The sequence below is a fragment of the Ectothiorhodospira sp. BSL-9 genome (genome assembly GCF_001632845.1).
GTDB lineage: Bacteria > Pseudomonadota > Gammaproteobacteria > Ectothiorhodospirales > Ectothiorhodospiraceae > Ectothiorhodospira.
Genome location: NZ_CP011994.1, coordinates 1340309 through 1360884 on the forward strand (window position 1 = coordinate 1340309; position 20576 = coordinate 1360884).

Sequence of the window (20576 nt, forward strand, 5' to 3'; positions counted from 1 at the left end):
TCGATCATGAAAAAACCCCGCCGGTGAGTCATCACCGGCGGGGTTTTTTTTGGGCCTTATCTGGTTTCGGGCCCCTTCAAACGGACTGACGATCAGTGATCGTTGGCCCCTTCGTCGGTGTGTGCGTGACCGTGTTCCAGCTCTTCGGGAGAGGCCTCGCGCACTTCACGTACCGTGACATCAAAGTTCAAGGTGGTGCCAGCCAGGGGATGGTTGGCGTCGATGGTGACATCATCACCCTCGATGGACACGACCGTGACCACCTGCACGCCACCGTTCTGGTTACCGGCGTGGAACTGCATGCCCACTTCCAGTTCGTCAACGCCCTGAAACTGACTGCGATTCAGGGTCTGGATCATCTGTTCATCCCGTTCTCCGTAGGCCTGTGCCGGCTCTACGCGAACATTGAGTTCGTCACCCTGCTTCTTGCCCTCAAGAGCTGTTTCCAGCCCAGGAATGATATTGCCCGCCCCGTGAAGGTAGGCCAGAGGCCCACGATCGGAGGAGTGATCGATCACCCGGCCTTCGTCGTCGGTAAGCTTGTAATCAATGCTTACCACCTTGTTGCTGCCGATCTGCATGCGGCCGTTCCTCCAACTTCTTTCATGAATGAGGCCCCAGTCTAACGCGCATGCGGGGGCGACTTCATCTTTCCAGGTTCCCGCCGTGGGTTAGCGTGAGCTGGTGACCTCGCACGGAAAGGCCCGTCTCCCCTCGCAGCCAGGCCGACAGTTCACGTCCAGCGAGGCGAGCACGCCAGCCCTGCAGGAGCGAGCAGTCCGGGTCACCCGACACCAGGGCCTCCAGATCACGGCGGGTGGCGATGGCGGCCGGGCTGATGTCGTTTTTCAGTGCCAGATGACGCAGCAGGCCCATGGCCACATCCACCAGGGCCTCCTGATCGGCCTCCAGGCGTATCCGTGGGGGCAGGGTGGGGCAGTCGGCCGAAGGGCATTGGGCACCCGCGCGAATCAACTCCAGCAGGGTTTCGCCGTGGCGGCGCACGGTCTGTTCGGCCAGACCCCGCACCCGTTCGAGGGTCTTGAGGTCCCGGGGCTTGCGGCGGGCCAGGTCCAGGATCACCTCGTCCTGGAGCAGCCAGCGGCGCGGGCGGTCCAGGCGCATGGCCTCCTGTTCGCGCCAGCGGGCCAGGTCGCGGGCCACGGCCAGGGCCTGTTCGCCGCGCAGGGTGTTGATGCCCTTCAGGCGCCGCCAGATGGTCTCCGGGTCGGGCTGGTAGGTGCGCGGATCCTGCATGCGCTGAAAATCATCCTCCAGCCAGGCCAGCCGCCCATTGTCTTCCAGGGCCTGACGCATCACCGGGTAGGCCTGGGCCAGGTAATGCACATCATCGGCGGCATAGCTCAGCTGAACCGGCTCCAGTGGGCGCTGGGCCCAGTCGGTGCGCGACTGCCCCTTCTCCAGCTCCACCCCCAGCACCAGCTGGATAAGCTTGCCATAACCGATCTGATCGCCATGGCCCAGCAGGGCAGCGGCCACCTGGGTATCGAAGATGGGGCCGGGCACGCGCCCCTGCTGGTGGAAGAAGATCTCCAGATCCTGGCTGGCCGCATGCAACACCTTGGTGATGTTCGGGTCGAACAGCAGGTGGGTGAGGGGCGAGAGATCATCCAGGTTGAGCGGATCGATGCAGGCGACCTCCTCGGGGGTGGCCACCTGAATCAGGCACAGCTGGGGGTAATAGGTCTTCTCGCGGATGAATTCCGTATCCAGGGCGAACCATTCCACGCCCTTGAGGCGCTCGCAGAAGGCCTTGAGGGCCTCGGGCCGGTCGATGAACGGGACTGTTTCCATGTTCAACGCCCCCTGCCGCGTGCGTGTGTGGCGATGGTGACAAGGTCACCGAAGGCGGGGAATACAGGGTCCATCAGGGGCTCCATGGTGTTTTTTGCGGTAAGGGTTTTGGGCGATACTGGCCACGGGTCAGTATAACCCTCCACCCGGGTTCACCGATCAATCCAGTGCAGGAAAGCCTCCATGCGATTTCGTTTGCATCATCTTCTGTCTACCGTGGGCCTGGGCCTGCTCATGTGTCTTCCCGCACACGCCCAGGGCCATGAGTGGCTGGCGCCGCATCTGCAGGATCATCCCCTGGTGGGGCAGATCTGGTCTCCCGACGAGCAGCGCCAGCTTTCCCGGGAGGGCCTGGACGAACGGCTGATGGAGGCAGGCATCCTGTTGCTGGGGGAAGTGCATGGCAATCCGGATCATCATGCCTGGCAACTGGCGTTGATCCAGACCCTGGCGGCGGCGGACAGGCCCCCGGCGCTGGCCATGGAGATCTTTGATCTTGAGCATCAGTCCCGTTTGGACAGCCTGCGCGCCCAGGGCGAGACGGACGCCGATGTGCTGGCTGACGCCGCCGGGGTGGAGGACCGCCACTGGCCCTGGGATGCCTATCGCCCGCTGGTGCAGTGGGCGCTGGATCAGGACCAGCCGCTGGTGGCCGCCAATCTCTCCAGCGAGGAGGCCATGCAGGTGGCCCGGGATGGACTGCGCGAGCACATGGACGAGGCTGAACGCCGGCGCCTGGGCCTGAACGAGCCCCTGCCGGGCCCGGTGGGGCGCCGCTTGATCGAACATATCGTCGATGCCCATTGCGGCTTCCTGCCGGCGGAGCGCACCGGTGGCATGGTGGATGCCCAGCGGGCCCGGGATGCCCACATGGCCGACCGGCTGCTGGACACGGCCGATCGCCCGATCGTGCTCATCGCCGGCAGCGGTCATGTGCGTCGTGATTACGGGGTGCCCCGGTATCTGCAGGCCCGGGAGGCGCAAAGCCCGGTGCTGAGCCTGGCCTTTGTGGAGGTGCGCGAGGGGGATGAGTCCATCGAGGATTACACCACCGCCACGGAGGGCGTGTATGACGTGATCCTGTTCACCCCGCGCCAGCGGATCACCGACCCCTGTGACGACTTCCGGGAGCAACTGGAGGGGATGCGCAAGCAATCCTCATAACCCGCGCGGCCAACGTCATGAAGAGGAGGCGCTCGGCCTCACCCGGAACCAAAGTCCGCATGCAGCCAATGCCGGAAGGTGTCCATGCCGGCCGGCTGTCCAGGCTCTGGGGGGATGAGGCCGGGCACAAAGCCCCGCTCCTGAAACGGCTTGAGCAGCGCGGGGTCGCGGCTGATCAGATGCACGGGCACGGCGGGGGAGGGATCCTCGCCGATGATCAACGGCGCCGCCTGATGGTCCCCCAGCAGGATCAGCAGGGTGTCGTCTTCAAGGAACTGCAGCGCCCAGTCCAGGGAGACATGCAGCGAATAGTCCACCGAACGGGCAAAGTAGTCGCGGACCCGTTCCATGTCCTGCCAGAGCGTCTCCGGACTTGGGCCGGCCTCACCCCAGGGCGCGAAGATGCGCCCATCCCCCACCTGTTCCCAGTCTTCGATCAGGGACAGGATCGGGGTCCAGGGGGCGTGACTGCTCACCAGGGCCACCTTGGCGAACAGTGGTGCGCTCACTTGCGCCCGCAGGGCATTGAAGCGATGCAGGGTGAACTGGTCGGGCATGGTCACCCAATTGAGCGGCGGGCCGGCATAGTCCAGGTCGGCGGCGGCGAAGATGTGATCGAAGCCATAGGCGCGACCCTCGGGCCATGGCATGGTAATGGCTGGCATCACCGTCATGGTTTCGTGGCCGGTGGCCTTGAAATCATTCACCAGCGTTGGCTGCCCCAGTTCCAGCATGAGGCGATACCACAATGTGTTGTCGATCCACACGCCGCTCAGCATCGAGGCATGCGCCAGCCACGACTGCCCACCCAGGATGGGCGCATCCAGGCGCCCGGTGACGGCATGCAGTCCCGCCGCTTCCAGACGAGGGGCCATGGCCTCAAGCCGCGGCAGAACAGGGCCGGAGAACCGTGGGTCGTCGGTCAACGAGACCCCGTAGGACTCCACGAAGACCAGATACACATCCCGCCCGGCCAGACCGGGCAGGGCCTGCGCGGGCCGCTCCCTGTCGGCCACGGCGGTCTCGAACTGGTGGCGGGCGTGATGGGTCTCCCGGATCTGTCGGGACTGGAACATCAGGGTATCCAGCACCGGGGTGCGGGCGATGGGCACGATACGCTCACCGGCCACCTCCAGCGCCGTGAGCACGGCGGCCATGGCGCCGATGCCCAGGGCGAGCACGGCCGCGCCACCCCGCAGCGGCATGGGCCGCAACCCCCGGAAGGCTGCGATCACCACCCCCAGGAGCAATGCGGTGGCCAGGGCCAGGATGGCGACCGCCACGGCGTGCCCCAGTGTGCCGACCAGCAGGTGATGCACCGAGATCAGCGCCGGCAGGTCCAGGTACAGGTTGAGCGATCGGCCCAGGATCTGCTGCGTGGCGGCATCTCCCAGCCCCGCCGCCACGGCGAATACCAGCAGCACGGCCACGGCGGCGCGCGCCGTCTGGGTCGCCCAATGGGCGGCCAGCCAGGCGAACAGCACCGGCAGCCACCAGGCCTCCAGGGCGATCCAGCGTTCACCGGGTTCACCAAAGCGCAGCCACAGCGGCAGCACCAGCACAATATTCAGCAAGACGGCGGACAGCAAAAGGGGCCAGGCGGCGAGGGGGCCTTGGCGGGATGTGATGGGCATTGGCATGGGGGCGCCATGATGGGTCGGGGGCTCGGGCTCATTATGCTGACCCTGTGCCTGGCCTGGCCAGCCGCCCAGGCGGATCTGCTGGATACCCTCGGCGAACGGGCCCAGGAGTTGGCGCAAGCACCCTGGCAGGCGCCCGCCACCCTGGAGGCACCGGCCCTGGAGGCGCTGGACTACGATGCCCATCGACAGATCCGCTTCAACCCCGAGCGCGCCCTGTGGCAGGGAGAGTCGGACTTCCAGGTGCAGTTCCTGCACGCCGGCTTCCTCTTTGGTCAGCCGGTGCAGGTCTTTGAATGGGTGGACGGGCAACGCGAGCCCATTGCCTTCGATCCGGGGCTGTTCCGTTATGATGACGACGCGGCACGACTCACCCCCGAGCAGCGGGCAGCGGGCGGATTCTCCGGGCTGCGTGTGCACTATCCCCTGAACCGGGCAGATGTCCGGGACGAATTCCTGGTGTTCCAGGGCGCTTCCTACTTTCGCCTGGTGGGACGGGGCCAGCGTTACGGCCTGTCGGCCCGTGGACTGGCGGTGGACACCACCCGCCTGGGGTCGGAGGAGTTTCCGGCGTTCACGGAATTTCATCTGCAAAGGCCCGGGCCCGAAGACAGGCACGTGAACCTGTACGCCCTGTTGGAGGGGCCCTCGGTGACCGGTGCCTACGCCTTCCAGGTGCGGACCACCGAGCCGGTCACGGTGGACGTGGAGGCCCGCCTGTTTGCCCGCCGAGACCTGACGGGGCTGGGTATCGCCCCGCTCACCAGCATGTACACCCACGGGGATCTGACTGGCCCCATCGAGACGGACTTCCGGCCCCGGGTGCATGACTCGGAGGGCCTGCTGGTGCGCACCCGGGCCGGGGAATGGATCTGGCGCCCCTTGACCCGCCCCGAGGCACCCCGGGTGTCCGCCTTTCTGGATGCCGCTCCGTCCGCATTCGGCCTGATGCAGCGCACCCGGGGCTTCGCCGCCTACCTGGACCAGGAGGCCCGCTACGAACTTCGGCCCAGCCTCTGGGTGGAACCCGGGGCAGGCGATTGGGACGCCGGCCGGGTGGTGCTGCTGGAGCTGCCCACCCCCGACGAGACCCACGACAACATCGTTGCCTTCTGGGCGCCGGACTCACCCATGGCGGCCGGTGAATCCCGTCGCTTCAGCTACCGTCTCACACCGCGCTGGGAAAGACCGCCGGAGCACGCTCTGGCCCATGTGGTGCGCACCCGCACCGGCCCCGCCGGGGTGCCGGGCCAGGGCGACCCAGCCCCCCGGGATCAGCGGCGTTTCGTGGTGGACTTCGCCGGTGGGCCCCTGGATCAACTGGATGGATCGCTACCGGTCAGCGCCCACCTGGAATTGCACCAGGGTGAATTGGCGGAACCACCCCAGGTCGGCGCATTGCCCCAAGGGGGCTGGCGGGCCACCTTCGTGGTGGCGGCCAGCGCCGCATCGCCCGCCGACATGCGCCTGCAACTGCGCCTGTCTGATCAGGTGCTCACCGAGACCTGGCAGTACCTATGGAAAGGGCCGGATGCCTGATTCGCTCGCCCTGCGCCGTCGCCTGTTTGGCCTGCTGGTGCTGGGGACCGGAGCGCTGGGCACCCTGGCGATGCACGACGTGCTCACGACCACCGGAGCGGGGCTGCTGCATGTGCCGCTGCTGGTGCTGTTCGCCATCCTGTTCACCTGGATTGCCCTGGCCTTCTGGAATGCGTTCGTCGGGGCCGTGCTGCTCAGGCTTGGCCGCGATCCCTTCACCCTTGCGCCGCTGGCGCCCCCGCCCGCTGTGAGCGTTCCGCACCATACCGCGCTGGTCATGCCTATCCGTCACGAGGATGCCGGGTTCGTGGGGGCCGGGCTGGCCGCCACGCTGGAGGATCTTGTGCGCAGTGGCGACACCGAGGGCTTCGAGGCCTTCGTCCTGAGTGACTCCACCGACCCCCGCGTGCTGCGCCAGGAGGCAGACATGGTGGCGGGTCTGCAGCATTGTTTTGAAGGCAGAATACCCGTGCATTACCGTTGCGGCCGGGAGCCGGGGGGGCGCAAGGCGGGCAATATCGCGGAGTTTTGTCGCCGCTGGGGTGGTCGCTACGAGGCCCTGGTGGTGCTGGATGCGGACAGCCGCATGAGTGGCCGCACCCTGCGGCGTCTGGTGGCGAGCCTGCAGGCCAATCCTGACACGGGGCTGATCCAGACCGTGCCCCGGCCCATGGGAGCCCAGACCCTGCTGGCCCGGCTACAGGCCTTCGCGGCGGTGGTGCATGGGCCGCTGCTGGCCACCGGTCAGGCCTTCTGGCAGGGGGATGCTGCCAACTACTGGGGCCATAATGCCATCCTGCGCACCCGGGCCTTCATGGACTGCTGTGGTCTGCCCCGTCTGCCCGGTGCTGCGCCCTGGGGTGGCGATATCCTCAGTCATGATTTCGTCGAGGCGGCCTTGCTGCGCCGAGGGGGCTGGCAGGTGCGTCTGGATACGACTGCCCAGGGCAGTTTTGAACACGTGCCCGCCCACCTGTCGGACTACCTGCGCCGGGAACGGCGCTGGGCCCAGGGTAATCTGCAGCACCTGCGCCTGCTCGCCGCGCCCGGGCTGCATCCCCTCAGCCGGCTGCATTTCCTGCTGGGTGCCCTGGGCTTTGCCTATGCGCCCCTGTGGGCGGCCATGCTGATCCTGGGGTTTTTCAGCCTGGCCGGCGACACGCCGCCGTTGGCCAGTGGCCACCCGCCCGGGGCGATGCCGGAGACGGCCCTGTGGCTGCTGGGGGCCACGCTGTTCCTGTTGTTCGGGCCCAAACTGATGGGCATGGTGTTGACCCGTGCTCAGCGTCGGGCCTTCGGTGGCACCTGGCGTTGGCTGGGGAACGGTATCCTGGAGATCGTTTCGGCCGTGTTGCTGGCGCCGGTGCTGATGGTGTTTCATACCCTGTTCATCCTGCAGATCCTCGCCGGCAAGCCCGTCTCCTGGGAGGCGCCCTGCCGCGCCGACCGGCCCCTGGGCTGGCGTCGTTGCCTGCGCCTGGGCCTGCCCCCGGCGTTGCTGGGCCTTGTCTGGCTCGGGCTGTGCCTGCTCATCCTGCCGGGCCTGGTCTTGTGGACCGGGCCGGTGTGGCTGGGGCTGATGCTGGCCCCGGTGCTGTTCCGGCTCAGCGGCCGACGCGTGGCGCCCGGGCTGTTGCTCACGCCCCTGACAGAAACGGTGAGCCGAGCCAGCACCGGCGCGGCAGAGCACGGCCTGCTGGTATCGGGTCGCCCGTGGTCGCCGCCGCCCGAGTCGCCGGGACCCATGCCTGAACAATTCCTGATCGGTCCACCGGGGCGCCTGCGCCGATGGGCGATCGCGTGCGTGCCCGGAATGCGACACCATGACGACGCGGGTTAGGCGATGGCTGGGTCAGGGCGCCGCGGGTCTGGGGCTGTCCCGGTCCCTGGTGATCTACTGGCGCCCCGGTCGGCAGCGGGGTCTGCGTCGGATGTATGAGCCGTTCGTCCAGCCCGGGGATCTGGTCTTTGATGTGGGGGCCCATGTGGGCGACCGCACCCTGGCCTTCGCCGCCCTGGGGGCCCGGGTGGTGGCGGTGGAGCCCCAGCCCCTGCCGCTGGCCTGGCTGAAGCGACTCACCCGACACCGGCCGGCCATCCAGCTGGAAGCGGTGGCCCTGGATGCCCGCCCCGGATCGGCCTGGCTGGCCATCAGCCGGCTGCATCCCACGGTGTCCACCCTGGCGGAGGCATGGCGTCAGGCGCTGCCTGAGCGACATCCGGGTTTTCAACGGGTACGCTGGGAGGATGGCATCATGGTGCCGGTCACCACGCTGGATGAACTGATTGCCCGCCACGGCGTACCGGCCTTCTGCAAGATCGATGTGGAGGGTCACGAGGCACAGGTCCTGGCCGGTTTGTCACAACCGCTGCCCGCCCTGTCCGTGGAGTTCATCCAGGGGGCGCTGGCGCAGGCGGTGGAGTGCATCGATCGTCTGGAAGGCCTGGCCACCTATGAATACAACGTGGTGACCGGTGAGCAACGGCGCTTTCTCTGGCCCCAGTGGCGGTCGGCGACGGCACTGCATCAATGGCTGCACGCTGGCGCTGCCGGCATCGCCTCAGGAGACCTTTATGCACGCAGGACACATCCACCAGCAGGACCTGAAGCAGGCATCGCCTGTGCCTCCGGAGGTCTGAACCATGGGTGAGCATGCAGAGGGTCTGAACAATCCTGAAGCGGCCTGGTCCCTGATCCTGCGGGTGCGTGATCACGATTGGGTCCGCGAATCCCGGGGCTGCTGGGCCTATCCGGGGGGCGAGCTGGAGGTGATGCGGGGGGGTGCCTGGCATGCCCACGGCCCCATGGAGCGGGACGCGGGGCGGTTGCTGGACTGCCTGCTCCCCCTGGTGGCCGATGACCGGCCATGGGTCGTCGGGCAGTTGGGTCAGAGTCTGGATGGTCGCATCGCCACCCACACCGGGGCCTCCTACTACATCAGCGGCTGGGAGGCGCGGGTGCATCTGCACCGCCTGCGGGCCCTGGCCGACGCCGTGCTCGTGGGCGCCGGCACGGCCGCCACCGATCGACCGCAACTGACGGTACGCCATGCGTCCGGGCCCAGCCCGGCCCGGGTGGTACTTGACCCCCGGGGACGCGTGCCCCACGAGGGCCCCCTGTTCGAGGCCGCCCCGGCAGGCTCGGTCACGCCCCCCACCCTGTTACTGGTGGGCTGGGATGTGGGTCCCGTTGGCGGGCTGCCCGAGCATGTGAGCGCCCTGCCCGTGGATACCGACCAGGACAGTGGCCGGATCCGTCCCCAGCAGGTGGTTACACAGCTGGCCGAGGTGGGATACCGCCGGGTACTGGTGGAAGGCGGGGGGGTGACCGTGTCGCGGTTTCTGGAGGCGGGCCTGCTGGATCGGCTGCACCTGCTGGTGGCGCCCATGGTGATCGGTTCCGGACGCCCGGGGTTGTCCCTGCCCCCCATCGACACCCTGGATCAGGCCCTGCGGCCCCGGGTACGCCGCTTTGCCTGCGGCGAGGATACCCTGTTCGATGTGGATCTCAGGGCCTGAGCAGGGGCCGGGCGAAGACATCCCGATGCCCCACCCACAGTCCCAGGTGCCCATCCCGCAGGGCGGTGCTTCGGGATGCATGCCAGGCAAGGATGCGGTCGGTCTCCCCGGGCGCCTGTTCCAGCAGGGCCTGCTTCCATCCGTGCAGGGTTTCCAGCCCCAGGGTGCGGGCCTCCTCGCTCCCCGCCCGCAGACACCAGGGGCTGGGACGCTGGAACACCCGGTAGCCGTGGGAACGCAGGATCCGAAGCAGGCAGGCCGGGGCCTCGGGTCCCAGGGCCGACCCCAGGCCCTTGTCCCGACGCTGATGGCTGTGAAACAGGGACGCCGCCCACGCATCTTCGGGATCGGACCGGCGCCGGCCCTCGGCATCCAGACAGCCGCGCTGGCCGTCCACCGATAAGGTCAGCAGCAGCGCAGCGCCCGCGTGGGCACAGGCATCCACAAGGCCTTCGAGCCAATCCGCCGACACCAGGTCCAGCAGGGCGGAGGCGGTGACCAGGTGCGTGTTCCCCATATCCGCCGTGGACAAGTGGGCCAGGTCCGCTGTATGTACCTGCCGTGCCACCGGGTCACCGTGGGCATCCCGGGGTGTGGGGGGCGCCATGGCGGCGTCCAGCAGGACGGGATCCCGATCCCGGAGCATCCAGTGCTGCGGACCGGGCAGCAAGGGTGCCAGATGGCGCAGGTTGTTGCCGGAGCCGGCCCCCAGATCCAGGATGCGGTGGGGGCCAGGGCCGCGGCGCCGCAACCAGGCTCCGGCGGCCTGGGGCAGGCGCCTGTCTCGGGCCTGGGCATCGGCACCCGCGCGCAGGGTCAGCCAGTCGTGGGCAAACCATCCCTCATCCCGGCTTTTGGGCGGGGTGTCCAGTGCCTTGGCAACCTGCCGTGCCGTCTCCGCCCAGTCTGTCAGGTGGTCCCGGGCTGCCCGCGCCCCTGCGATCAGTGTGGCGCGCAGCGGGGCGTCGGTGAGCCAGCGCCGCAGGGCGTCGGTCAGGGCCTGGGGATCCTCGGGCGGCACCGAAAGGCCGGCCCCGGCGGGCAGGGTGTCGCACAGGGCCCCGCCGGTGGTGGTGATCACCGGCAGTCCCCGGGCCAGGGCCTCGGTCACCACCATGCCAAAGCCCTCATACCGGGAGGGCAGCACGAATACCGAGGCCGCATCAAAGGCAGCCGCCACCCGGTCTGCGGGGAGTTCCCCCTGCAGGGTGACCCGTTCGGTCAGGCCCAGGGCCTGGCACTGCCCGCGCAGCCCGGCGACCCATTCGGGTTCCCGGTCGGTTGACCCCACCCAGTGGCAGTGCCAGGACAGATCCAGCAGGCGGGCCAGGGCTTCCAGCAGTACATCATGCCCCTTGCGGGGCGCCAGGTGGGCCACGCAGAGCAGATGCGGGATGGCCTTGTCCCCGTGAACCGGTTCGCCCCGGGCGATGGCGCACAACGGCGCCGGCGTCACCCCCGGCGAGGCCACATGGATCGATGCCGGCGGCAGGCCCAGGGCCCCCAATCGCCGGGCCGTGAAGTGGCTGGTGACAACGATCCGGGCCACCCGGCGCAGCGCCCGGATCTCCAGATCCAGCAGTCGATCCCGCTGTTGGGGGGTGAGACCGCTTTCATCCCCCAGTGGATGATGCACCAGGGCGGTCAGGTCCAGGCGATCCGCATGGGTGTCGATCACCTCGGGCAGGCACCCCATGGCCAGACCGTCCAGCAGAACCCGGGATCCCGCCGGCAAGCCGGACAGGGCAGCGTCCAGGGCCTGGCGGGCCGTTTCATCCGGACCAGGGAAGGCCCCGTCGAGACCTAACAGCGTGACGGCCCAGCCTGCCGCTTCCAGTTCCCGGGCCAGGTGCCGGTCGTACAGGTAGCCGCCGGTGGTCTGTCCCGGATCGCCCGGCACCAGCAGGGTGAGCCGATGATTCAAAGCGGGCCCTCAAAGCCGGCCTGAGCCACATGGGACTCATGCAGGGTCACGGCCAGGGCAGACAGGTTCCGGGCCGAGGCCCCCAGGCGCCCCTCGTGGATGGCCCCTGCGAGTCGGTCGAAGATCACCCGGGCCATGAACTCGGTGGTGGTGTTCTGCCCCTGGAAGGCTTCCATCTCGTCCAGGTTGCGATAGTTGAACTCGCCCAGGATCTCATGGAGCACCTCGCTCGCCCGCCCGATGTCCACCACCAGGTTTTCCTCATCCAGCGCCTCGCGCTTGAAGCAGGCGTCCACCACATAGGTGGCGCCGTGCAGGCGCTGGGCCGGCCCGAAGGTTTCGCCGCTGAAGCTGTGGGCGATCATCATGTGGTCTCTTACGTTCACCGTGTACATGGGGCTTCTCCTGGGAAGTCGTCAGGGGTTGGACATCGCGGCGGGATAACGAATCCGATGACAGAGCACCTGGCCGGCCCCCTCCGCCAGCGACGGCATCACCCGGGGCAGGGCAGTAAAATCCGATTCGCCGCTGATCAACTGCTCCAGCACCGGATCCTGCAGCAGTTCCAGGGCCAGCGCCAGGCGCCGACGGTGATCCCAGCGGGGGGCGTGAGAGGGTGGCAGGCGGCCCACCTGGCTGGAGCGCAGGGTCAGCCGCCGGGCATGGAAGGCCTCGCCCAGGGGCAGGGCGACGGTGCGATCCCCGTACCAGCTCATCTCCAGCACCAGGCCTTCATCGCCGGCCAGTGCCAGGGCCCGCTCCAGGCCGGCCGGCTGGCCGCTGACGTGGATCACCCGGTCCTGATCGCCGGGTGCCGCCTCCGCCCTGGCGAAGGCCGCGCCCAGGGCCTGCGCCAGGGCGGCACGATCCTGCTGGATGTCCGCCAGGGTGACCCGTGTGCCCGGGATGCGTGCTGCCAGATAGGCCACCAGCGCACCCACCACCCCGGCGCCGATGACACACACCCGGTCACCGGGCCCAATGTGCGCATCCCAGATCCCGTTGATGGCGGTCTCCATGTTGGCTGCCAGCACGGCCCGCCCCGGGGGCAGGTCCTCGGGCAGCGGGGTCACCGCCGTGGCAGGCACCTGGTAACGGTCTTGGTGGGGGTGCAGGCAGAACACCGGTCGGCCCACCAGTTCATCCGGGCCACTATCCACCCGGGCCACACTGGCGTAGCCATATTTCACCGGGCCGGGGAAGTCGCCCACCTGAAACGGCGCGCGCATGCGCTGATACTCTGTGGCAGGTACGTGCCCGTGAAACACCAGCGATTCGGTGCCCCGGCTGACGCCGCTGTAGAGCGAGGTGACCTGCACATGGCCTTCAGGCAGCGGCGGCAGGGGCTCCTGGCGCAGTTCACCCCGGCCCGGGCGGGCGATCCAGAAGGCGGTGGCAGTCTCGCTTTCAGTGGACATGGCGGAATCTTTCGGCGGTGAGGCCTGTCAGTGGGTTCAGGGGCAGCATAGGCCCGATCGGGGGGATGTGTCTTCCCGGCGACAGCATTCAGGAGAACGTGCAGCGTGGGCAAGGCGGCAGAGGCACTCAAGGGCAGGAGGGGGATCTCAAGGGCAGCGCCCCTGCGCCTGCTGCCGGATCTACTGGCGGGGTTGTGCCTGTTGCTGCTCGGTCTGGCATGGCTGCAGATCGCAGGCTTGATGAGCAGGGCTGTGGCGGTCGGATCGATGATGGCCTATGGCGCGCTGGCCCTGCTCTTGCTGATGCGCTGGTCGGCCCCGACGGGTGGTTTTGGCTGGCCCAATCGGGTGACCTTGCTGCGCGCCCTCCCGGTCTGCGTGCTGGGGGGGGGGCTGGCACAACCGGAGTTGTATCGTGAGCAAGGCACGCTGCTGGCGGCCCTGGCCGGGGCAGCCCTGCTGCTGGATGGCCTGGATGGCTGGCTGGCCCGACGGCTGGATGCCGCCACGGCCTTCGGGGCTCGCTTCGACATGGAACTGGACGCGGCCCTGATCCTGGTGCTTTGCCTGGGGCTGGCCCTGTCCGGCAAGGTGGGGGCATGGATCCTGGCCATCGGCCTGATGCGCTATGCCTTCGTGGCCGCCGGCTATTGGGCGCCCCGTCTGCGGCAGGCCCTGCCCGACAGCCAGCGGCGCAAGGCCGTGTGTGTCTGGCAGGTGCTGGCCCTGCTGGCCTGTCTGCCCGGCTTTGTCAGCGGGTCGTTGGCCACCGGGCTGGCGGCCTCGGCGCTGTTGGCATTGACGGTCTCGTTTGGTCTGGATGTGCGCTGGCTGCTGCGACGGGCGAGGTGAGGGCGACTAACCCACCGCCAGACACCAACGCCGACGGATGCCGCGCAGGGTAACGAACACCAGGGGCCAGAGCAGCACGCTGCTGGCCAGGGGAGCCCAGTACAGCCAGGTGCCGGGGGCCAGGCCGGTGATGCCGTACACCCAGAGCACCAGCATGAGATGCAGGGCCAGCAGGGCGCCCACGGTGACCGCCTGCTGCCAGATGGGGAAGAAGCGCACCCGCTGATGCAGGCGCAGACTGATCCAGGCGATCACGGCCAGGCCCAGGGCGTGTTGCCCCAGCAGGGCGCCCTGGGTGACATCCAGCAGCAGGCCCAGGAACCAGGCCGTGCCCACCCCCACCTGCCGGGGCAGGGCCAGGGTCCAGTAGAGCACGGTCATGGCCAGCCACTCCGGGCGCCAGGGGGCCAGTTCCTCGGGTAGTGGCATCACCGTGAGGATCAGCGCCCCCACGAAGGTCAGCGGGATCACCAGCAGGCGCGCGCGCCACTCAGCCATGGATCACCTCGTCGGCGTCCGGGTCTTCGGTGTCATCCGGAGGTGGAGGTTCGGTGGGTTCGGGGGGCGCGAGCTCCAAGGGGGTGTCCGGCTCCTGGTCGGGTTGCGCGGGCCACAGCAGCAGGACTTCACGGGAGCGGTCCAGGCGTGCCAGCGGCCGGGCCTCCACCCGGGCGAAGGACTCACCGGGGGGGCGTTCCACCCGGGTGACCTGGGCCACCGGGTAATCGGCCGGGAAGCGCCCCCCCAGCCCCGAGGTACTGATGATGTCACCGCGGCGGATGTCTTCGCTGGGGGGAATGAAACGCAGGTCCAGGCGCTCCGGGTTCCCGGTGCCCACGGCCAGGGTGCGCAGCCCGGTGCGGTTCACCTGCACGGGCAGGGCGTGGCTGGGGTCGGAGATCAGCAGGGCCACGCTATTGAAGGCATGGACCTCCAGCACCTGGCCCACCACCCCGGCGGCATTGATCAGGGGTTGCCCGGGATAGACCTGATGGCGGCTGCCCTTGTCCAGCACCACCTGCTGGCGGAAGGGGTCCAGATCCACCGAGAGCAGTTGTGCGATGACCACCTGTTCCTGCAGGCGTTCGGCGGTGTCCAGCAACTCCCGCAGACGGACGTTTTCCGCCTCCAGGGCCTCGAAGCGCAGCATGCGTGAGCGCAGCAGCAGGTTTTCCTCCTGCAGGGCGCGATTGTGTGCCACCAGGGACTGGTGCGTGGAGAATTGCTCACTGACCCAGGCGCTCAGGCGCACGGGCAGGTCAGCGGCATACTGGATGGGATACACAGCCGAGGACAGCCAGGAACGCACTTCCTGGAGATGATGGTGCCGGTGATCCACAGTCATCAGCACCAGGGAAAGGATCGCCACCAGGGCCAGCCGGAATGCCGGCGAGGGCCCCAGGATGAAGAGCGGCTGTTTGATGGTGGGCCCTCCCGTGCGGTGTGTTACTCAACGGACAGGAAGTCGGCTCCGTGTTCGTCGAGCATTTCCAGCACTTTGCCACCGCCACGGGCCACGCAGGTGAGGGGGTCGTCGGCCACCACCACGGGGATGCCCGTCTCTTCCATCAGCAGGCGATCCAGGTCACGCAGCAACGCTCCACCGCCGGTGAGCACGATGCCGCGTTCGGCCACGTCCGAGCCCAGTTCGGGGGGTGTCTGCTCCAGGGCCGTGCGCACGGCGCTGACGATGCCGTGCAGCGGTTCCTGCAGGGATTCGAGGATCTCGTTGCTGTTGAGGGTGAAGGCGCGGGGGACACCTTCGGCCAGGTTGCGGCCCTTGATCTCGATCTCCAGCAGTTCCTTGCCCGGGTAGGCGGAGCCGATCTCGTGCTTGATGCGCTCGGCGGTGGCCTCACCGATGAGGATGCCGTAGTTGCGGCGCACATAGGCGATGATGGCGTCGTCGAAGGTGTCACCACCGATACGCACGGAAGCAGAGTAGACGATGCCGTTCAGGGACATGACGGCCACCTCGGAGGTGCCGCCGCCGATGTCCAGCACCATGGAACCGCGTGCCTCGTCCACGGGGATGCCCGAGCCGACGGCCGCTGCCATGGGCTCTTCCATCAGGTACACACGTCGCGCGCCGGCGCCCGCCGCCGATTCACGGATGGCGCGGCGTTCCACCTGGGTGGCCCCGCAGGGCACGCAGACCAGCACCCGGGGGCTGGGGCGGAACATGCGATGGTGATGCACCTTGCGGATGAAATGCTGGAGCATCTTTTCCGTGGTGGTGAAGTCGGCGATCACGCCGTCCTTCATGGGGCGGATGGCCTGGATGTTCTCCGGCGTGCGACCGATCATCTTCTTGGCCGCGGTGCCCACGGCTTCCACCGAGCGCGGGCCACCCGGCCCACGGTCCTGGCGAATGGCCACCACCGACGGTTCGTTGAGCACGATCCCCTTGCCACGCATGTAGATCAGCGTGTTGGCGGTGCCCAAATCAATGGAGATGTCGTTGGAGAGTAGACCGAGTAGACGGCTGAGCATGGGTTCTTGTGTGGCGTCGCCTGCGAAAGGCGCTACTCTAGCAACCGCCGCAGGCTTTGGGCAAGGCGTCATCTATGCTACTTTACGCCGCTTACCCCAAGTATTCGTGATCCCGGAGCATGTCATGTCGCTGTCACTCGATGAGGTGCGCAAGATCGCCCATCTGGCCCGGCTCAGTGTCCAGGAAGAGGATCTGCAGGGTTACGCCCGCAATCTCTCCGACATTCTGGACCTGGTGCAACAGATGGAGGGGGTCGATACCCAGGGCGTGACGCCCATGGCCCATCCACTGGATGCCTCCCAGCGTCTGCGTGCCGACGAGCCCACCGAGACCGATCAGCGGGATCACTTTCAGGGCAACGCCCCGGCCGTGGAATCCGGCCTCTATCTGGTGCCCAAGGTGATCGAGTAGGCCCCTCCGTGGCGGTGGCCACGCCTTCCCAGCCGTCCCCGCGAGCCCCTTGACCGTCTTCAACCACGGAACGATCCATGCACGAGAAGTCCATTGCCGAACTCGCCACCGCCCTCAAGGAAGGTGAGGTCTCCAGTGTCGAGCTGACGGCTCACTACCTGCGCCGCATCGAGACCCTGGACGACGCCCTCAACGCCTATGTCACCGTGACCGGGGAGCAGGCCATGGAGGCGGCGAAGGCCGCCGACGAGGCCCGTGCCCAGGGGGATGCCGGCCCCCTCACCGGGGTGCCCATTGCCCACAAGGACATCTTCTGTACCGAGGGCACACGCACCTCCTGTGGATCGAAGATGCTGGATAACTTCATCGCTCCCTATGACGCCACGGTGGTGGCACGCTTCAAGGCGGCGGGCTGCCCCATCCTGGGCAAGACCAACATGGACGAGTTCGCCATGGGGTCGTCCAACGAGACCAGCTACTACGGCCCGGTGAAGAACCCCTGGGATACCGAGCGCGTGCCTGGCGGCTCGTCCGGCGGCTCCGCCGCGGTGGTGGCCGGGCGTCTGGCGCCGGGTGCCACGGGCACCGATACCGGCGGATCCATTCGCCAGCCGGCAGCTTTGAACGGTGTCACCGGCATCAAGCCCACCTACGGTCGCGTGTCCCGCTGGGGCATGATCGCCTTCGCTTCCAGCCTGGACCAGGGCGGCCCCATGGCCCGCACCGCCGAGGATTGCGCGCTGATGCTCAATGTGATGGCCGGCTTCGACCAGCGGGATTCCACCAGCATCCAGCGCCCCGATGAGGATTTCACCAAGCGCCTGAACAGCCCGGTGAAGGGTCTGCGCATCGGCCTGCCCAAACAGTTCTTCGGGGAAGGCATGGATGCGGGTGTGGCCCGGGTGGTGGATGAAGCCATCGCCCACTACAAGGGCCTGGGAGCGGAGTTCGTGGAGGTGGACCTGCCCCACTCGGACCTGTCGGTGGCCGCCTATTATGTGGTGGCCCCGGCCGAATGTTCCTCCAACCTGGCCCGCTTCGACGGCGTGCGCTACGGCTATCGCTGCGAGGACCCGAAGGATCTCCTGGATCTTTACATGCGCTCCCGTGGCGAGGGCTTCGGCCCCGAGGTGAAGCGACGCATCATGGTGGGCACCTACGCCCTCTCGGCAGGGTATTTCGATGCCTACTACCTCAAGGCGCAGAAGATCCGCCGGCTGATCGCCGAGGATTTCGCCACTGCCTTCAAGGACGTGGACGTGATCCTGGGGCCCACCGCCCCGAGCACGGCCTTCCGACTGGGCGAGAAGACGGACGATCCGGTCACCATGTATCTGTCGGACATCTACACCATCGCCGTGAACCTGGCCGGCCTGCCGGCCATGTCGTTGCCCGCCGGTTTCAGCGATGGACTGCCCGTGGGCCTGCAGCTCATCGGCAATTACTTCGAGGAAGCCCGTCTGCTCGGGGTTGCTCACCAGTACCAGTTGGGCACGGAATGGTGTCGGATGGCCCCGGGCGGCTTCGAGTAAGCCGCGGTCGCCGCCAATCATTCCCCGTCTTACGTCAAACATCAGGATCACTGTATGGAATGGGAAACGGTCATCGGGCTGGAAATTCATGCCCAGTTGTCCACCAGGTCGAAGATCTTCTCCGGGGCATCCACGGCCTACGGAGCGGAGCCCAACACCCAGGCCTGTGCCGTGGATCTGGGCCTGCCGGGCGTGTTGCCGGTGCTCAACGAGAAGGCGGTGGCCATGGCCGTGAAGCTGGGCCTGGCCATCGATGCCCAGATCACGCCCCGTTCGGTGTTTGCCCGCAAGAACTACTTCTATCCCGACCTGCCCAAGGGCTACCAGATCTCCCAGTACGAGCTGCCGGTGGTGGGCCGGGGCCATCTGGAGATCGAGCTGGAGGATGGCGAGACCAGGACCATCGGCGTCACCCGGGCCCACCTGGAGGAGGATGCGGGCAAGAGCCTGCATGAGGACTTCCACGGCATGACCGGGATCGACCTGAACCGGGCCGGCACCCCGCTGCTGGAGATTGTCTCCGAGCCGGACATGCGCTCGGCCCGGGAGGCGGTGGCCTACATGAAGAAGATGCACTCACTGGTGCGCTATCTGGGCATCTGCGATGGCAACATGCAGGAAGGCTCCTTCCGCTGTGACGCCAACGTGTCGGTGCGCCGCCGGGGGACCGAGAAGTTCGGCACCCGTACCGAGATCAAGAACCTCAACTCCTTCCGTTTTCTGGAGAAGGCCATCGAGTTCGAGGTGGAGCGCCAGATCGATGTGCTGGAAGGCGGCGGCGCCGTGGTTCAGGAAACCCGCCTGTTCGACCCGGACAAGGGCGAGACCCGTTCCATGCGCTCCAAGGAAGAGGCCAACGATTATCGGTATTTCCCCGATCCCGACCTGTTGCCGCTGGATATCGACAGCACCTTTATCGAACAGATACGGGCGGAGTTGCCGGAGCTGCCGGACGAGAAGAAACACCGCTTCATGACGCACTACGGGCTGTCGGCCTACGATGCGGCCACGCTGACCACCAGCCGGGACATGGCCGACTACTTCGAGGCGGTGGTGGAGCAGGTCGATGCCGGCCAGGCCAAGATGGCCGCCAACTGGGTGATGGGCGAACTCTCCGGTGCCCTGAACCGGGATGGTCGCGAGATCGGCAACAGCCCGGTGTCCGCCCAGGCCCTGGGGGGACTGCTGGCGCGCATTCAGGACAACACCATCTCCGGCAAGATCGCCAAGGAGGTCTTCGAGGCCATGTGGGCCGGCGAGGGCGACGCCGACACGGTGATCGAGGCCAAGGGCCTCAAGCAGATCACGGACACCGGCGCCATCGAGCAGGTGATCGATCAGGTGATCGCCGACAACCCCAAGCAGCTGGAACAGTATCGCAGCGGCAAGGACAAGCTCTTCGGCTTCTTCGTGGGCCAGGTGATGAAGCAGACGGGTGGCAAGGCCAACCCGGCGCAGGTCAATGAGTTGCTGAAGAAGAAGCTGTAGGGATATGGAGCCCCTCTCCCGCTGGCTGGAGAGGGGTCAAGCTCCACACACCGGGCACCCCGGGTCCTTCCGCACCCGGATGCTGCGCCACTCCATGCCCATGGCATCCAGCAGCAACAAGCGCCCCGTCAGCGTCGGCAACCCCACCAGCCACTTCAGGGCCTCGGTGGCCTGCAGCGTACCCATGACGCCGGGCAGGCTGGCCAGTACCCCATTCTCGGAACAGGTCTCTCCCGTCTCCTCGCCCTCACCGTACAGGCACTGATAACAGGGGCTGTCGGGATTGCCAGGCTCGAACACCGTGATCTGGCCCTCCATGCGAATCACCGCTGCCGAGATCAGCGGCGTGCCCGTGGCCACGCTGGCCCGGTTGACGGTGAAGCGCGTGGCGAAGTTGTCCGTGCAGTCCATGACCAGGTCGGCCCTGCCCATGGCATCCTCCAGCGCCGGGCCCTCCAGGGCCTGCTCGATACAGTCGATCCGCACCGTGGGATTGATGCCCTTCAGGGTCTGGCGGGCCGAGTGCACCTTGGGTTGGCCGATGCGGTCGGTGGTGTGGATGATCTGGCGCTGCAGGTTGGACAGGTCCACCGTATCGAAATCCACCAGGGTGAGATGACCCACACCGGCGGCAGCCAGATACATGGCTACCGGACTGCCCAGCCCCCCCACACCAATGACCAGAACGTGAGCGGCAGCCAGGCGCTCCTGTCCCTCGATGCTCACCTGAGGCAGGAGGATCTGGCGGCTGTAGCGCAACAGGGCCTGGTCATCCATGGC

Annotated in this window: 19 protein-coding genes; 9 read left to right on the top strand and 10 right to left on the bottom strand. The window is 67.4% G+C overall.

Going from position 1 to position 20576, the window contains the following annotated elements:
• Positions 1-92: 92 nt before the first annotated feature.
• Both ECTOBSL9_RS06320 and rnd read right to left on the bottom strand, forming a co-directional pair.
• Positions 93-581 carry a peptidylprolyl isomerase gene (locus tag ECTOBSL9_RS06320; RefSeq protein ID WP_063464355.1) on the bottom strand — a complete coding sequence of 163 codons (489 nt, stop codon included), beginning with the start codon at positions 579-581 and terminating at the stop codon, positions 93-95.
• A gap of 64 nt (positions 582-645) precedes the next feature.
• Positions 646-1815: a ribonuclease D gene (gene rnd, locus ECTOBSL9_RS06325; protein ID WP_063464356.1), complete on the bottom strand. Its 1170-nt coding sequence runs from the start codon at positions 1813-1815 to the stop codon at positions 646-648.
• Between the two features lie 183 nt (positions 1816-1998).
• Between rnd and ECTOBSL9_RS06330 the strand changes: the two genes are divergently transcribed.
• Positions 1999-2979 carry a ChaN family lipoprotein gene (locus tag ECTOBSL9_RS06330; protein WP_063464357.1) on the top strand — a complete coding sequence of 327 codons (981 nt, stop codon included), beginning with the start codon at positions 1999-2001 and terminating at the stop codon, positions 2977-2979.
• A gap of 38 nt (positions 2980-3017) precedes the next feature.
• Here the strand turns inward: ECTOBSL9_RS06330 and ECTOBSL9_RS06335 are convergent, their stop codons facing one another.
• Positions 3018-4553 carry a sulfatase-like hydrolase/transferase gene (locus tag ECTOBSL9_RS06335; protein ID WP_156500057.1) on the bottom strand — a complete coding sequence of 512 codons (1536 nt, stop codon included), beginning with the start codon at positions 4551-4553 and terminating at the stop codon, positions 3018-3020.
• Between the two features lie 102 nt (positions 4554-4655).
• On the opposite strand from ECTOBSL9_RS06335, the gene ECTOBSL9_RS06340 reads away from it, so the two are divergent.
• The 4 genes from ECTOBSL9_RS06340 to ECTOBSL9_RS06355 all read left to right on the top strand — a co-directional run bounded on the left by ECTOBSL9_RS06340 (position 4656) and on the right by ECTOBSL9_RS06355 (position 9677).
• On the top strand, positions 4656-6158 hold the full coding sequence (locus ECTOBSL9_RS06340) for a glucan biosynthesis protein (RefSeq protein WP_205631998.1): 1503 nt from the start codon (positions 4656-4658) through the stop codon (positions 6156-6158).
• The gene (gene mdoH, locus ECTOBSL9_RS06345) at positions 6151-7998 is read left to right on the top strand and encodes a glucans biosynthesis glucosyltransferase MdoH (protein ID WP_063464359.1); all 1848 of its coding nucleotides are present in this window, start codon (positions 6151-6153) and stop codon (positions 7996-7998) included. Before ECTOBSL9_RS06340 ends, mdoH begins: the two co-directional genes overlap by 8 nt.
• Complete coding sequence (locus ECTOBSL9_RS06350; RefSeq protein ID WP_063464360.1) at positions 7982-8809, top strand: FkbM family methyltransferase; 828 nt, start codon at positions 7982-7984, stop codon at positions 8807-8809. Before mdoH ends, ECTOBSL9_RS06350 begins: the two co-directional genes overlap by 17 nt.
• A 121-nt stretch (positions 8810-8930) precedes the next feature.
• Positions 8931-9677, top strand: a complete 747-nt coding sequence (locus tag ECTOBSL9_RS06355; RefSeq protein WP_205632023.1) for a RibD family protein — start codon at positions 8931-8933, stop codon at positions 9675-9677.
• Here ECTOBSL9_RS06355 and ECTOBSL9_RS17440 read toward each other — a convergent pair.
• Genes ECTOBSL9_RS17440 through ECTOBSL9_RS06370 form a run of 3 tightly spaced genes read right to left on the bottom strand, consistent with a single transcriptional unit; the run spans position 9667 to position 13019 of the window.
• Complete coding sequence (locus tag ECTOBSL9_RS17440; RefSeq protein WP_063464361.1) at positions 9667-11601, bottom strand: glycosyltransferase; 1935 nt, start codon at positions 11599-11601, stop codon at positions 9667-9669. The genes ECTOBSL9_RS06355 and ECTOBSL9_RS17440 overlap by 11 nt on opposite strands.
• Positions 11598-11996 carry a 6-carboxytetrahydropterin synthase gene (locus tag ECTOBSL9_RS06365; RefSeq protein WP_063464362.1) on the bottom strand — a complete coding sequence of 133 codons (399 nt, stop codon included), beginning with the start codon at positions 11994-11996 and terminating at the stop codon, positions 11598-11600. Before ECTOBSL9_RS06365 ends, ECTOBSL9_RS17440 begins: the two co-directional genes overlap by 4 nt.
• Positions 11997-12017: 21 nt before the next feature.
• Positions 12018-13019: a zinc-binding alcohol dehydrogenase gene (locus tag ECTOBSL9_RS06370; protein WP_063464363.1), complete on the bottom strand. Its 1002-nt coding sequence runs from the start codon at positions 13017-13019 to the stop codon at positions 12018-12020.
• Between the two features lie 105 nt (positions 13020-13124).
• Here ECTOBSL9_RS06370 and ECTOBSL9_RS06375 point away from each other — a divergent pair, with 105 nt between their 5' ends.
• Entirely contained in the window at positions 13125-13871 is a 747-nt protein-coding gene (locus ECTOBSL9_RS06375) for a CDP-alcohol phosphatidyltransferase family protein (protein WP_205631999.1), read from the top strand.
• 6 nt (positions 13872-13877) lie between these two features.
• Here the strand turns inward: ECTOBSL9_RS06375 and mreD are convergent, their stop codons facing one another.
• The 3 genes from mreD to ECTOBSL9_RS06390 form a co-directional block, all read right to left on the bottom strand.
• Positions 13878-14369: a rod shape-determining protein MreD gene (gene mreD, locus ECTOBSL9_RS06380; protein ID WP_063464364.1), complete on the bottom strand. Its 492-nt coding sequence runs from the start codon at positions 14367-14369 to the stop codon at positions 13878-13880.
• Positions 14362-15240 (bottom strand): rod shape-determining protein MreC, encoded by an 879-nt coding sequence (mreC, locus tag ECTOBSL9_RS06385; RefSeq protein ID WP_063464365.1) that lies wholly within the window; start codon positions 15238-15240, stop codon positions 14362-14364. Before mreC ends, mreD begins: the two co-directional genes overlap by 8 nt.
• A gap of 77 nt (positions 15241-15317) precedes the next feature.
• Complete coding sequence (locus ECTOBSL9_RS06390; RefSeq protein ID WP_063464366.1) at positions 15318-16364, bottom strand: rod shape-determining protein; 1047 nt, start codon at positions 16362-16364, stop codon at positions 15318-15320.
• A gap of 124 nt (positions 16365-16488) precedes the next feature.
• Here ECTOBSL9_RS06390 and gatC point away from each other — a divergent pair, with 124 nt between their 5' ends.
• From gatC to gatB, 3 genes are all read left to right on the top strand, one after another.
• Entirely contained in the window at positions 16489-16776 is a 288-nt protein-coding gene (gene gatC, locus ECTOBSL9_RS06395; RefSeq protein WP_025280476.1) for an Asp-tRNA(Asn)/Glu-tRNA(Gln) amidotransferase subunit GatC, read from the top strand.
• Positions 16777-16853: 77 nt separating this feature from the next.
• A complete protein-coding gene (gene gatA / locus ECTOBSL9_RS06400) occupies positions 16854-18308 on the top strand; it encodes an Asp-tRNA(Asn)/Glu-tRNA(Gln) amidotransferase subunit GatA (RefSeq protein ID WP_063464367.1) in 1455 nt (484 codons plus the stop codon).
• A 54-nt stretch (positions 18309-18362) separates the two neighbouring features.
• A complete protein-coding gene (gene gatB, locus ECTOBSL9_RS06405; protein ID WP_063464368.1) occupies positions 18363-19796 on the top strand; it encodes an Asp-tRNA(Asn)/Glu-tRNA(Gln) amidotransferase subunit GatB in 1434 nt (477 codons plus the stop codon).
• Positions 19797-19832: 36 nt separating this feature from the next.
• Here gatB and ECTOBSL9_RS06410 read toward each other — a convergent pair whose 3' ends face one another.
• Positions 19833-20573: a molybdopterin-synthase adenylyltransferase MoeB gene (locus tag ECTOBSL9_RS06410; protein WP_063464369.1), complete on the bottom strand. Its 741-nt coding sequence runs from the start codon at positions 20571-20573 to the stop codon at positions 19833-19835.
• Positions 20574-20576 lie beyond the last annotated feature (3 nt).